The following is a 13,291-nucleotide window of genomic DNA, read 5'->3' as shown; positions in this document are numbered from 1 at the left end:
GAGTGACTATGTATCTGGTGTGTGGTGAAGCGCTGTTCGATTTTTTCAGCGAGGAGGATGCCGACGGGCAGGCTGCCAAGCTCAATTACACGGCGATTGCCGGTGGTTCGCCGTTCAACGTGGCGGTGGGCCTGCGCCGCTTGGGGATCGAGTCCGGGTTCTTCGCCGGGATCTCCCATGACTTCCTGGGCCGGCGCCTGCTACAGGTGCTCAAGGACGAAGGCGTGAGTGAAGATTTCCTGGTGCCCTTCGACGCGCCGACCACCCTGGCCATGGTGGCCGTGGGTGCCAATGGTTCACCGCAATACAGCTTTCGTGGCGAAGGCTGTGCAGACCGGCAACTGCAGTTGACGCATCTGCCGCCCTTGGGTGATGAGATTCGCGGGCTGCATGTGGGCTCGTTTTCCCTGGTGGTACAGCCGATTGGCGACACACTGCTGGCGCTGGTCAAGCGCGAAAGTGGCAAGCGCCTGATCAGCCTCGACCCTAACGTACGGCTGAACCCGCAACCGGACATCCAGCTGTGGCGCGACCGTGTGACGGAGTTGGTCAAGCATGCTGATTTGATCAAAGTCAGCGATGAAGACCTGCACCTGCTCTACCCCGAGCAGTCGCCGGAAAGCGTGCTGCAAGGCTGGCTGCAACACCGCTGCCAGTTGGTATTTCTCACCCGTGGCGGCGATGGCGCCAGCGTGTTCAGCCGCCGCCACGGCAACTGGTCGCAACCGGCAATCGACATCGTGATGGCCGATACGGTGGGTGCCGGCGACACCTTCCAGGCGGCGCTGATCGCCTGGTTGACCGAGCACCGATTGGACTCGGTCGTGGGGCTGCAACAGCTCAGCCGCGAACAGATCGACGCCATGCTCGGCTTTGCGATTCGCGCCGCAGCGCTGACCTGCACCCGCACCGGGCCGGACCTGCCTTACCGCAGCCAGCTCGGCTGAGCGCCCCACAGGCCACGCACTGCGTGGCCTGCAACCTTTTGTCAGAAATTTCACCGATGAACGAGGTGTGTGCTAGACCAAAGAACAGCAGTAATAAAAACACAACGTAGGACACGTTATGACCAAGGTCTCAGGCTTTCCAACCCGAGCCGTTATTGCTGTCGGCATCCTTTCACTGCAGTACATCACCCCCCAGGCCGCGCATTCCGCGTGTGCCTTTACCCCAGGCTTAGGCGACGATACCTACGTCTGCGACAGCGGCACCAGCACCGCCGGACTCACCGATCTTCAGGGCAACAATCGTCTGTCGCTGCCCGCCGGTGGTACGGGAACCGTCAACGGCCCTGTCACGTTCGGCGCGGGCGAAGATCGAATCCGGATTGATGACGGCAGTATCCTGGGTGCTGTGCAACAAGGCTCCGGCATCGATGACTTCGTTATGAACGGCGGGCGAATTCCTTCTCTGGCCCAGGGCGATGGCCGCGACACCTTTCTGATCACCGACGGCGTCATCGAACGAGAATTCGTCGACGGTGACGTGGCGAGACAAACCGGCGGCACCATTGGCCGGGTCGACATGAAGCTGGACGATAACGTATACGAGATGACCGGCGGCGAGATCCTCGGCAACCTGGTCACCGGGTTCGGCAAGGACAGGGTCGACATCTCGGGAACAGGCCGCGTAGGCGGCAACATCAGCACCAGCGGCGGCGATGACATCATCAGGGTGAGCGGCGGCGTGACCAAAGGTGAAATCCGCGCCAGTTTCGGCAACGACACGTTCACCTGGCGCAACGGCGGTGAGATCCAGTCTTCAGTATTGATGGGCGATGGTGACGATACCGCCTTGCTCAGCGGCCTTACTGAAAGCCGGTTGGCCGCCACGCCGTCGATTGACGGTGGTCTGGGCAATGATCAGCTGACATTGGATAACACCATCTCCGGCAACGCTGCGCGCTATGTCGGCTGGGAGACGGTCAACCTCAATAACCGCTCGCGGTTTGACCTGGCCGGTGACTTTTTCCTCGGCGACGGCACCAGCAACACCGGTACGTTCAACATCGATGGCAGCAGCACCCTGGCCGTGACGCAAGGCGCCATTCGCCCCTACACCACCGGCCAATTGGCCACGCTGAACAACGCCGGCACGATCGACATGACCACCGGCAGCGCCAGTGCCGCCGATGCGCTCACGGTGCATGGCAATTACGTGGGCAACAACGGTCAACTGTGGCTGCAAACCGTGCTCGGTGACGACAGCTCCGCCACCGACAAGCTGGTGGTGTCCAATGGCGCGCTCAGCGGCCATACCCAGTTGGCCGTGACCAACCTCGGCGGTGCCGGTGGCTTTACCCAGAACAACGGCATCGAGGTGGTCCAAGCCGTCAACGGCGCGGTCAGCAGCACGGATGCCTTCGCCCTCAAGGGCTCGGTGTCGGCCGGTGCTTATGAATACCGGCTGTTCAAAGGTGGCGTGACCGCCGGCACGGAAAACAACTGGTACCTGCGCTCCTCGGTAGTGGCCGTGCAGCCACCCGCCGTGCCGCCAGTGCCACTCACTCCGCCGGTGGTGGTGCCGGTTCCGCCGATTCCGTCGACGCCGCCGGTGGTCGACCCCGATGAACCCCCGGTGGAGCCACCGACCGCGCAACCGGTCGCGCCGATCGAGTCCCCGGCGCCACCGCCGAGCCAAGTCGCGGCAGCCACTTCACCGCAATCGGCCGCCAGCAACCCGGCCGTGCCGACGGCGGTGCCCGGTGCCGAACCTATCGCGCTGTACCGTTTGGAAGTGCCGGTGTACTCGGTAGTGGTCCCCGCCGCGCAAGTCATGACCCGCATGGCCCTGGGCACCTTCCATGACCGCCAGGGCGAGCAAAGCCTGCTCAGCGAAACCGGCGCGGTGCCGGCGGGCTGGGCGCGGGCCTATAGCAGTGATTTCAACAAAAGCTGGTCGGGCACCGTATCGCCAAGCTTCGACGGCAGCGTCAAGGGCTATCAGGTAGGGCACGACCTCTACGCTGCGCACACCAGCGGCGGGCAACTGCAACGGTTTGGCCTGTTCGTCGGGCAGAGTCGCTTGAACGGCGACGTCAAGGGATTTGCCGAAGGCTTCCAGGACCGGCGCTCGGGACGAGTCAAACTCGATGGCGACAATTTCGGCGCCTACTGGACCCTCACCGGCACCGAAGGTGGGTACGTCGATGTGGTCACGATGTTCACGCGCCTGGACGGTGAAAACAAATCCGACCGTGGCGTGAAGATGAACACCAAGGGCCATGCCCTGGCGCTGTCCGCCGAAGCGGGTTATCCGATCACCCTGTCCGAGCAGTGGGTGGTGGAGCCCCAGGTCCAGGTGATCCGCCAGACCATCGACCTGGACAGCCAGCACGACGGCATTTCCAAGGTAGCGTTCGATTCCCAGGAATACTGGACCGGCCGTCTTGGCGCACGTCTCAAAGGCCGCTACCTGGTGGGCAACACCCCCGTCGAACCCTACGTGCGCGCCAATGCCTGGCGTACCTTCGGCGGCAGGGACACGGTGACTTACGATGATGTGGACCGCATCAAGAGCGATCACAAGGCGTCCACCGCCGATCTCGGCGTGGGGCTTGTCGCCCGATTGTCGTCAACGGTGAGCGTTTACCTGGCGGCGGACTACACCACCAACCTGGATGGCAACGCCCAGGAGGGCGTGAGCGGCAATGCCGGAGTGCGTATGAGTTGGTGAAGATCGTATGGTTTGAGGGCCTGGCAACTACCAGGCCCACAGGTCAGCGTTGAACGAAGCATATCCTTAAAATCTGCGCCCTCCTGCTCGCTGCAGGATGGGCGTGTGGCTGTGCTTGAGGTCTTCACGCAGTTCAGCGATCAGGTTGCAAATGGCGCGGCTGCTGTCGAGTTTGTCGGCGTTTATACCCTTGACCTCCAAGTCCACTCGATCACGGTCGCGGTCGTCGTACACCTTGATCGTCAGTGAAGCGTCTTCGGCTTTGGTGCACTCACACCGCTTAGGCAGGAAACTTCCTTCAATAATGCTGCGAAGCTCTAGTTCCGAAAGCATGGCTAACCTCTCCTTTGTTGAGACTGCCAATGGTTTTATAAGTATCCGGCAGGCACTTGCCTGCCACGTCTTGCCGGCCCTGAAAGACGCCTACAGAAATAAGCCTACTCGGCAAAATCTCCCGCTGTTGTAACCATTCTTCATAAGCGCTGACGGCGCTTATATATGAAAAATCTGACTGTCTGCATCCTCGGCGAACCACTTCGATTAAACGTTTAACCCACAGGATGCGTGCGCAGGCCGGTTTTTCCAGCAACATATGGCAACCAATTCATCTGTCGCCGTTGGGTCAAGAGGGACTTATGCAAACCATACGAAACATATACGCTTCGTATATCAACCCAACACAGTGAAGCTTATGGGCATCGTCAAGATCACCGACCAACTGCACGAACAGCTGCGCCTGGCCAGCGCCGCGATGGACCGCTCCATCAACGCTCAAGCCGAGTTCTGGATCAAGATCGGCCTGCTGGCTGAACTCAATCCCCACCTGCCCTACAACGAGCTGATCAACAAGCTGTTGCTGGACAAACCCGACCTGATCCGAGGGCGCAGCCAATGATCAAGACGCCACAGCAGCTGGTGGTCATGCGCGAAGCCGGGCGCCTGCTGGCCCAGGTGTTCAGCATGCTCGACACCTTTGTCGTCGCCGGCCGCTCCACTCTGGAGCTGGACAGCGCCGTCGAAACCTTCATCCGCCAGGAGCTCAAAGCCCGCCCGGCCAGTCTCGGGCAATATGACTACCCCTTCTGCATCAATACCTCGATCAACGAAGTGGTGTGTCACGGCATGCCCAGCGCCACGCAATTGCTCAAGGATGGCGACATCATCAATATCGACATCACCCTGGAAAAAGGTGGCTTTATCGCCGACTCCAGCAAGATGTACATGATCGGTAATGTCTCACCCAAGGCGCAGCGCCTGGTGGAGATGACCTTCGAGGCCATGTGGGCGGGCATCCGCCAGGTGCGGCCCGGCGCCCGCCTGGGTGATATTGGCCATGCGATCCAGCAGCATGCACACACCAACGGCTACAGCGTGGTGCGTGAATACTGCGGCCACGGCATTGGCCGGGAAATGCACGAAGAGCCGCAAATCCTGCACTTCGGCCGTCCCGGCACCGGGCTGGAGCTGCGTGAAGGCATGGTGTTCACCATTGAACCGATGCTCAACCAGGGCAGCGCGAAGGTGCGCAGCCTCAAGGATGGCTGGACGGTGGTGACCAAGGACAACAGTCTCTCGGCGCAATGGGAACACACGGTAGCGGTGACGGCCGATGGGTTCGAAGTATTGACGCTGCAAGCGAGCGCTTGAACCTCAAGCCACCTGCTTGATCGCGGCCTTGGCCTCCAGCTCACGCACCAGTGGCAACACGCGTTTGCCGAAATACTCCACTTCTTCCTGGAAATGCAGGAAACCGGCCAGCACCAGGTCCACGCCCACCGCCTTGAGCGCCACGATGCGCTCGGCGATCTGCTGCGGTGTGCCGATCAGGTTGGTCTTGAAGCCGTCGTTGTACTGCACCAGGTCTTCAAAGCTGGACTTGGCCCAGTTGCCTTCGCCTTCCGGCGATGCCTTGCCGGCTTGCTTGGCCGCGTCACCGAAGGCGTTGACCGCTTCCGGGTCGGCTTGGTCGATGATCTCGGCGAGCACGGCACGCGCTTCTTCCTCGGTGTCGCGGGCGATCACGAAGGCGTTGACGCCGACTTTGACCGAATGGTTATTCGCCGCCGCCTTGGCGCGGATGTCATCGACCTGAGCCTTGATGCCTTCCGGGGTATTACCGTTGGTGAAGTACCAGTCCGACACCCGCGCGGCCATGTCCCGCGCCGCCCGCGAGCTGCCGCCTTGGAACACCTCGGGCTGGCCCAGCGGCTTGGGCTTGAGGGTGTAGTTGTTGAAGCGGTAGAAGTCGCCCTTGAAGGTGAAATCGTCCTGGGTCCAGATGCCTTTCAAGGCGCGGATGAATTCTTCGGAGCGGCGATAGCGCTCATCGTGTTCCAGCCAGGGTTCACCGATCGCCTGGAACTCGCCCTTGAACCAGCCACTGACGATATTCACCGCGATACGGCCGTTGGTGAGCTGGTCGATGGTTGCCAGTTGCTTAGCCGCCAGCGCCGGTTGCCACGGACCCGGCAGGATCGCCGCAATCACCTTGAGGGTGGTGGTCGCCGCCAGCAGCGCGTGGCTGAAGGCCACCGACTCGTGCTGGTTTTCGGCGCCGTAGCCGGCGGTGAAGCGGATCTGGGTCAGGCCATATTCGAAGCCGGCGGCTTCGGCCAGTTGCGCCAGTTTACGGTTGTAGTCGATGCCCCAGTGGGTACGTTGTTCGATCTTGCTGACCACCAACCCACCGCTGACGTTGGGCACCCAATAGGCAAATTTCACGGCTTGCTGACTCATTGAACAGTTCCTCGCACACAGGGATGTACCCAGGGCTTGAGCAGCAAGCGTGCCAGCCACGGTTAAATGCCCTGGCCGTGCGGGTCGCGGCGCAAAACCCGGGGTTTGCACGGCGTGCCGCGACTGTCATGGATCGCTGCGCTTTGTCCAAACGCTGTTGCTGGAGCAACAGTGGCGGGCGTCCCCGCGCCGTAAACACGGGCCCGCGCGCCCGGCACGGAGTGTGCAACCACCCTGGGACTTGATCACTGCCCAGGAGCCCACCCCCATGACCGAGCAACACGTCATCAACCCGCTGTCCATCGGCGTCGACTACACCACCCTGGCCGAACGTTTCCGTCCTATTTTCCAGCGCATCGCCGACGGCGCGGTTGAACGCGAGCACAGCCGCACCCTGCCCCATGAGCCGATCCGCTGGTTGAAGGAAGCCGGCTTTGGCGCGGTGCGAGTGCCGGTGGAATATGGCGGTGGCGGCGCGTCCCTGCCGCAGCTGTTCGAACTGCTGATCGAACTCGCCGCCGCCGACTCCAACGTGCCCCAGGCCCTGCGCGGGCATTTCGCGTTTGCCGAAGACCGCCTGAACGCGCCGCCGGGCGCGGGGCGCGACCTGTGGTTCAAGCGCTTTGTCGACGGCGACCTCGTCGGCTGCGCCTGGACAGAAATCGGCGCTGTCGCAATTGGCGACGTGGTGACCCAGGTCAGCCCCAACGGTGACGACTGGGCACTCAACGGTGAAAAGTTCTACAGCACCGGCAGCCTCTTTTCCGACTGGATCGACGTGTACGCCCGGCGCAGCGACACTGGCGGCGACGTGATCGCCGCCACCCGCACCCGCCAGCCAGGCGTGGTGCAAAGCGATGACTGGGACGGCTTTGGCCAGCGCACCACCGGCAGCGGCACCACGCGCTTTACCGATGCGGTGGTCGAAGCGCACAACGTGATCGACTTTGCCGAGCGCTTCAAATACCAGACCGCGTTCTATCAACTGGTGTTGCTGGCCACCCTGGCCGGCATCGGCCGCGCCGCGCTCAACGATGTGGCCCAACAGGTACGCAGCCGCAAGCGCATCTACAGCCACGGCAATGCCCCGCACGTCAGCCAGGACGCGCAGGTTCAACAGGTAGTCGGGGAAGTCGCCGCGCTGGTTTACGCCGCCCAGGCCAGCGCGTTGAAAGCCGCGCAGCCAGCGCAACGGGCTTATCTGGCACGTTTCGGTGGGGATGAGGTGGCCGAGCGCGAGGCCAACGTGGCGGCCGAGATCGAATCGGCGACGGCCCAGGTGGTGGTCTCGGAGCTGATCCAGCGTGCCACCAGCCAACTGTTCAACGCGTTGGGAGCCTCGGATGTGCGCCAAGGCAAGGCCCTGGACCGGCACTGGCGCAATGCGCGGACGGTGGCGTCGCACAATCCGCTGATCTACAAGGCGCGGATCGTCGGTGACTGGGTGATCAACGGCACTGAGCCGCCGTTTGTCTGGCAAATCGGCAACGGCCCGGCCAAGGCCTGAGGCCGGTCAAAAATGTGAGGGGGCAAGCCCCCTCCCACATTTGGATCTGAGACAGCCTTGGAGATTGTTTCAGACCTTAAGCAATCAATGCCTGGATACAACCCCAGCAACACCACCAAACAATGTGGGAGGGGGCTTGCTCCCGATAGCAGTGGTTCAGTCACAGATGTATGACTGACACGCCTTCATCGGGAGCAAGCCCCCTCCCACATTTTTAGAATGCCAGTTTGTAGCCCACCGCCATCAACATCACCGCCAGGCACGGACGCAGCACCGCGTCCGGGATCCTGCCGGTCATGTGGCTGCCCAGGTAAATGCCCGGCAGCGAGCCCATCAGCAAAAAGCCCAGCAGGTGCCAGTCCATATTGCCCATGCTCGCATGGCCCAGGCCCGCCACCAGGGTCAGCGGCACGGCATGGGCGATCTCGGTGCCCACCAGGCGGCGCGTGGCGAGGAACGGGTACAGGATGAACAGTGCCACGGTACCCAGCGCGCCGGCACCGATGGAGGTCAGCGCAACCATGGTGCCGAGGACGACGCCCGTCACTACGGTCAGCGCATTCAGGTTGCGCGGGCGCATGTGATAGTCGTCGCCGGCATGGCGTTGGGCGAACGCCAGCAAGCGTTGCTTGAACAGGATCGCCAGGGCGGTCAGCAGCAACACCACACCCAGCGCCTGTTTGATCACCGCGTTCATGGCGCTGGGGTCGGTGTGCAGGCTGGCGAGGAACCACAGGGTCAGCAACACCGCAGGCACACTGCCCAAGGTGAGCCAGCCGGTGATGGTCCAGTCGATGTTCCTGTTCTTGCTGTGCACCAGCACACCACCGGATTTGGTAATGGCGGCATACAACAGGTCCGTGCCCACGGCGGTGGCCGGGTTGATGCCGAACCACAACAGGATCGGCGTCATCAGCGAGCCGCCACCCACGCCGGTCATGCCCACGATAAATCCTACGATCAGGCCGGCAACCACGAAACCCACATTACCCACATCCATTACAGCTACCTGCGGCCTTATAAAATTCTGGCGGCAGGATAGCGATTTTTCTTATAACCACTTATATCAATATGATCTGACTTTATGCCTTTTCTGCTAATCGCTGGCAGGCATACGCCTGGGTCTGATACGCAAAAGCCACGGTGTCACGGCCCTTCAAGGCGGGATGGGTGTCGATCAGTTGCTGCAATTGCGCCGTGACGCCGGCTTTCTCTGCAGGAGGCAATGCGGCGATAAAGCTGACCGACAGGATGCGGTCCATGATCACTTCCTTCGGGCTGCCGACATGGTGATAGGCAAAGCAGGTCAGTTCAGGGGCGGAAAAATACTCACCGGTGAAGGCCTCGCGCCAACGTCCGCTATGAAAACGCGGGGTGTCGCCCTCGTAGGGGGTAATAATGGCCGTGATGGCAGCGATCCAGTCCACCGACTCATCACGCACATTCCACACCAGCCCCAGGCGCCCTTCGGGTTTGAGTACACGGTGGATCTGCGCCAGCGCCGCCTCACTGGAAAACCAGTGGAAGGCCTGGGCGCAGACCACCGCGTCGGCGCTCGCGGACGCCAAAGGCATGGACTCGGCCGTGCCATTGACCAGCCGTACGCCCGGCAGCAGCTTGACCAACTGGGCGCCCATTTCCATCACCGGTTCGACGGCGATCAGCGTCGGCGCCAGGCTGCTGAGCAAGCGCGTGAACTTGCCGGTGCCGGCCCCCAGGTCGATCACGGTCGAGTGGGCATCGATGCCCAGCGCGTCGGCCAGCCAGCCGGTGAGTTGTCGCGGGTAACCGGGGCGACCTTGCGCGTAAGTGCGGGCCTGGGTAGAGAAACCTTGCTGAGCGGACGCGTGGACACCAGTCATTGCCAATCTCTCTTCGGGTAAAGCGGGGGCCACAGTGTGCGCCGTCTCGCGGTTATTTTCTAATCGCTGGATCGACGGCAGGCAACCACACACGAAACCGCGCGCCGCCCAAGGGTGAAGCCTCGGCGGTCAAGCTGCCGCCCTGGGCTTGCAGGGCCCGCCGGCTGATGGCCAGGCCCAGGCCGAAACCACCGGTGGCGCGGTCGCGGCTACGGTCCAGACGGTAGAACGGTTCGAAGATGCGCTCGCGCTGGTCCGGCGGAATGCCGATGCCATCATCCTCCACGAAGATTTCACAGCCGTTGGGGCAGACCCTGACGCCGACCTGGATGCGCTTGTCGCAGTAGCGCGTGGCGTTGCGCAACAGATTCTGCAGGGCGCGGGCGGTCAGGCGCGGGTCGAGGCTGAAGCGCTCCACGGCGCAGTCGAGCGCCACGTCGATAACAATCTCGGGGTTCTCCAGTTCATCGTCGACACTGCCCAATACGCTGTCGATGAATTCGTCGAGCACCACCTCCACGCGCTCCGGCTCCTGCGCCGGGTTTTGCAGGCGGCTGTAGGAAAGCAACTCCAGCACCAGCTCATCCAGCTCACGAATATGCGCCACCAGGCTTTGCAAGCGCTCCCGGCTGGCAGCAGGCAAGTCCTCCGCCAGCGCCAGGGCCAGGCCGAAATCCAGGCGGGTCAGCGGCGTGCGCAGTTCATGGGACACCGCGTTAAGCAGGTCGCGCTGCTGATTGAGCAGGTGTTCGATGTCGTCGGCCATGGTATCGAACACCGCGGCGAGGCTACCGATGCTGGAGCTGGCGGGAATACGCGTGCGCTCGGCCAGGTTGCCCCGCCCCAATTGCGCAGCGGTGCTTTTCAAGCGCTCCAGGTCGCGCCAGTGCGGGCGCAGCCACACCAGCAGGCAGGCGAGCAGCGCCGCGACGATCAGCACGTTGATCGCCCAATACAGCACGTTCATGTCCAATGGATCGGGCGGTACCGTCAGTTTGACCACGAATTGCTCGTTGATCGGCGAGCTGATTTCCTCCATCCAGCCCCACTCCCCCAGGCGCACCACCGATTTGCCCTGTTCCAGCAGTTTTTCTTCCGCCGGGGTATAGCGCGCATCCTGGCGCAGCAGCAATTGCACCTTCAACGGCGCAAAATCGCGGCCCAGCTGCTCGGTGACCTGTGACCAGCGCTCCACCGGTGCGCGCACGTATTGCTTGACGATCAGCTTCTGCTGGCCGCGGGTCTGCTCGATGTTGTAGTTCATGTAACGGTGTTCGAACAGCTGGATCACCAGGGAAGGGATCAAGTAGATCGCCGCGCTGTAGGTGACGATGGTGATCAGGTAGAGGCGCAGCAGGACTCGAAACATGGCTCAGCATTCCCACTCGGAACGGCTGAACAGGTAGCCCTTGCCCCACACGGTCTTGATCTTGCGCGCTTCGCCGGCGTGGTCGTCGAACTTGCGGCGCAGCTTGGAGATGGCCACGTCCACCGAACGGTCGGTGCCATTGAATTCGATACCGCGCAGGCGTTGCAGGATCTGGTCGCGGCTGAGCACTTCACCGGCATGTCGCGCCAGCACCACCAGCAGGTTGTACTCGCCGCTGGACAGCTCCACCGCCTGCTCGCGCCAAGTCACGGTACGCTCGCACAGGTCGATGCACAGGTTGCCCATGATGATGCGGTCGCTGGCCACCTGGGGCTCCGACAGGCTGCTGCGGCGCAGCAAGGTGCGCACACGGGCGAGCAGCACCCGTGGCTCACAGGGTTTGGTCACATAATCGTCGGCGCCCATTTCCAGGCCCAGCACCTGATCGTGGCTGTCGTCACGGGCGGTAAGCATCAGGATCGGCAGGCCCGCCGAGTCGGCGCGCAGCAGGCGGCAGACCTGCAGGCCGTCGAGGCCGGGCAGCATCAGGTCGAGGATGACCAGGTCCGGCGGGTTCAGGCGCGCGCGTTCGCGCACCTGGTCGCCCCGGCTGAGCACGCTGACGTGGTAACCATTGCGTTCCAGGTAGCTGGCAATCAGCTCGGAGAGCGCGGCGTCGTCTTCCACCAGCAGGATGTTGGGCATGAAGGTGTTTCCAGAAAATACAGTGATAAGTCGTACGCAAACCCCATGTGGGAGGGGGCTTGCTCCCGATGAGGGAGTGTCAGTAATACATCTGTGACTGACACACCGCCATCGGGAGCAAGCCCCCTCCCACATTTGGTCTTTGTTGTCAGCGAGGTTGTGCAAGGATATACGCCCCCGACGCCCCGCGCGCCGTACCTTACATTTCTTCACAGACGCACTACACAGCTTCACAGCACCACGGCGCAGGTGACCTTAGGATGCGCCAGTCAATATTGGGATAAGAGCATGTCGAAGAATCTGTTTGCGCCGTTTTGCCTGTTGGCGCTCACCCTGGCGCTGAGCGCGTGTGACAAGTCCACAGCCGAGGCGCCGCACGTGCCCCTGGCCAAAGTGCGCATCGAGACGCTGCAGGCCAAGCCCCTGTCCATCACCAGCGAATTGAGCGGGCGCATCGCTGCGCCGCGTATGGCCGAGGTGCGCGCACGGGTGGCCGGGGTGGTAATGCAACGGGTCTTCAACGAAGGCCATGACGTGAAACAGGGCGACGTGCTGTTTCGCATCGACCCGGCCCCGTTCAAGGCCGACCTCGACAGCGCCCAGGCCAACCTGAGCAAAGCCGAGGCCAATGCGTTCCAGGCGCGCCTGCAGGAGCAGCGTTACAGCCAGTTGGTGGAAGGCAACGCCATCAGCGGCCAGGAGTACGACAACGCCCGCGCTGCCCTGCGCCAGACCAACGCCGAGGTCGCCGCGAACAAGGCCGCCGTCGAGCGGGCCCGGTTGAACCTGGGCTACGCCACGGTGACTGCACCGATTTCCGGGCGCATCGGCCGGGCGCTGGTGACGGAAGGCGCCCTGGTCGGCCAGAACGAAGCCACGCCGCTGGCGATCATCCAGCAACTGGACCCGATCCATGCCGACCTCACTCAGTCGACCCGCGAGCTGAATGACCTGCGCCGCGCGTTTCGCGCCGGTCGCTTGCAGCAGGTCGGCCAGGACCAGGCCAAGGCCACCCTGATCCAGGATGACGGCAGCCTGTACCCGCTGCCGGGCAAGCTGCTGTTCGCCGAGATCAGCGTCGACCCGGGCACCGGGCAGATCATCCTGCGCAGCGAATTTCCCAACCCGGACCTCGACCTGCTGCCCGGCAGCTTCGTGCGGGTGCGCCTGGAACAGGCGGTCGACCAGCAAGGCCTCAGCGTGCCGCAGCGCGCCATCACCCGCGACAGCGCCGGCATCCCGATGGTGCTGTTGTTGGACAGCGAGCAAAGCGTGCGCCAGCAGCCGGTGGAGTTGGGCGCAGTGATCGACGATCGCTGGGTGGTCAGCAGCGGGCTCAAGCCCGGTGACCGCATTATCGTCGAGGGCCTGCAACATGCGCGCCCCGGTGAAAAAGTTGAAGTGGACGACAGCCCGCTCGTAAAGGAATAACCCGCC

12 protein-coding genes are annotated in these 13,291 nt (G+C 62.7%); 6 read left to right on the top strand and 6 right to left on the bottom strand.

Features of this window, described 5'->3' with window-relative positions:
- Positions 1-8: 8 nt before the first annotated feature.
- Together C4J93_RS11480 and C4J93_RS11475 are read left to right on the top strand one after the other, a co-directional pair.
- Positions 9-947 carry a carbohydrate kinase gene (locus tag C4J93_RS11480; protein WP_124429358.1) on the top strand — a complete coding sequence of 313 codons (939 nt, stop codon included), beginning with the start codon at positions 9-11 and terminating at the stop codon, positions 945-947.
- Between the two features lie 118 nt (positions 948-1,065).
- A complete protein-coding gene (locus tag C4J93_RS11475; protein ID WP_124429357.1) occupies positions 1,066-3,675 on the top strand; it encodes an autotransporter outer membrane beta-barrel domain-containing protein in 2,610 nt (869 codons plus the stop codon).
- Between the two features lie 66 nt (positions 3,676-3,741).
- On the opposite strand, the gene C4J93_RS11470 is transcribed toward C4J93_RS11475, so the two are convergent.
- Positions 3,742-4,008, bottom strand: coding sequence for a DUF1652 domain-containing protein (locus C4J93_RS11470; protein WP_124403879.1), 267 nt, complete (start codon positions 4,006-4,008; stop codon positions 3,742-3,744).
- A 358-nt stretch (positions 4,009-4,366) separates the two neighbouring features.
- Between C4J93_RS11470 and C4J93_RS11465 the strand changes: the two genes are divergently transcribed.
- Positions 4,367-4,570, top strand: coding sequence for a ParD-like family protein (locus tag C4J93_RS11465; protein WP_124362422.1), 204 nt, complete (start codon positions 4,367-4,369; stop codon positions 4,568-4,570).
- Positions 4,567-5,322 (top strand): type I methionyl aminopeptidase, encoded by a 756-nt coding sequence (gene map / locus C4J93_RS11460; protein ID WP_124429356.1) that lies wholly within the window; start codon positions 4,567-4,569, stop codon positions 5,320-5,322. The genes C4J93_RS11465 and map overlap by 4 nt, the downstream gene beginning before the upstream one ends.
- Positions 5,323-5,325: 3 nt before the next feature.
- On the opposite strand, the gene sfnG is transcribed toward map, so the two are convergent.
- Positions 5,326-6,411, bottom strand: coding sequence for a dimethylsulfone monooxygenase SfnG (gene sfnG / locus C4J93_RS11455; RefSeq protein WP_124429355.1), 1,086 nt, complete (start codon positions 6,409-6,411; stop codon positions 5,326-5,328).
- Positions 6,412-6,679: 268 nt separating this feature from the next.
- Between sfnG and C4J93_RS11450 the strand changes: the two genes are divergently transcribed.
- Positions 6,680-7,918: an acyl-CoA dehydrogenase family protein gene (locus tag C4J93_RS11450; protein WP_124429354.1), complete on the top strand. Its 1,239-nt coding sequence runs from the start codon at positions 6,680-6,682 to the stop codon at positions 7,916-7,918.
- A gap of 214 nt (positions 7,919-8,132) precedes the next feature.
- On the opposite strand, the gene C4J93_RS11445 is transcribed toward C4J93_RS11450, so the two are convergent.
- The 4 genes from C4J93_RS11445 to C4J93_RS11430 all read right to left on the bottom strand — a co-directional run bounded on the left by C4J93_RS11445 (position 8,133) and on the right by C4J93_RS11430 (position 11,854).
- Positions 8,133-8,918: a sulfite exporter TauE/SafE family protein gene (locus tag C4J93_RS11445; RefSeq protein ID WP_124362418.1), complete on the bottom strand. Its 786-nt coding sequence runs from the start codon at positions 8,916-8,918 to the stop codon at positions 8,133-8,135.
- Positions 8,919-9,000: 82 nt separating this feature from the next.
- Positions 9,001-9,780, bottom strand: coding sequence for a class I SAM-dependent methyltransferase (locus C4J93_RS11440; protein WP_124429353.1), 780 nt, complete (start codon positions 9,778-9,780; stop codon positions 9,001-9,003).
- Positions 9,781-9,832: 52 nt separating this feature from the next.
- Positions 9,833-11,149, bottom strand: coding sequence for an ATP-binding protein (locus C4J93_RS11435; protein ID WP_124429352.1), 1,317 nt, complete (start codon positions 11,147-11,149; stop codon positions 9,833-9,835).
- A gap of 3 nt (positions 11,150-11,152) precedes the next feature.
- A complete protein-coding gene (locus C4J93_RS11430) occupies positions 11,153-11,854 on the bottom strand; it encodes a response regulator transcription factor (protein ID WP_124362415.1) in 702 nt (233 codons plus the stop codon).
- Positions 11,855-12,142: 288 nt separating this feature from the next.
- Between C4J93_RS11430 and C4J93_RS11425 the strand changes: the two genes are divergently transcribed.
- Complete coding sequence (locus C4J93_RS11425; protein ID WP_124429351.1) at positions 12,143-13,285, top strand: efflux RND transporter periplasmic adaptor subunit; 1,143 nt, start codon at positions 12,143-12,145, stop codon at positions 13,283-13,285.
- The last annotated feature ends 6 nt before the right edge of the window (positions 13,286-13,291 follow it).

Origin of the sequence: Pseudomonas sp. R2-37-08W (genome assembly GCF_003851705.1) — a bacterium.
In the GTDB taxonomy this organism is placed as follows: domain Bacteria; phylum Pseudomonadota; class Gammaproteobacteria; order Pseudomonadales; family Pseudomonadaceae; genus Aquipseudomonas.
Note: the sequence above shows the minus strand (reverse complement) of the source record. Positions and strands in the feature narration are given on the sequence as shown.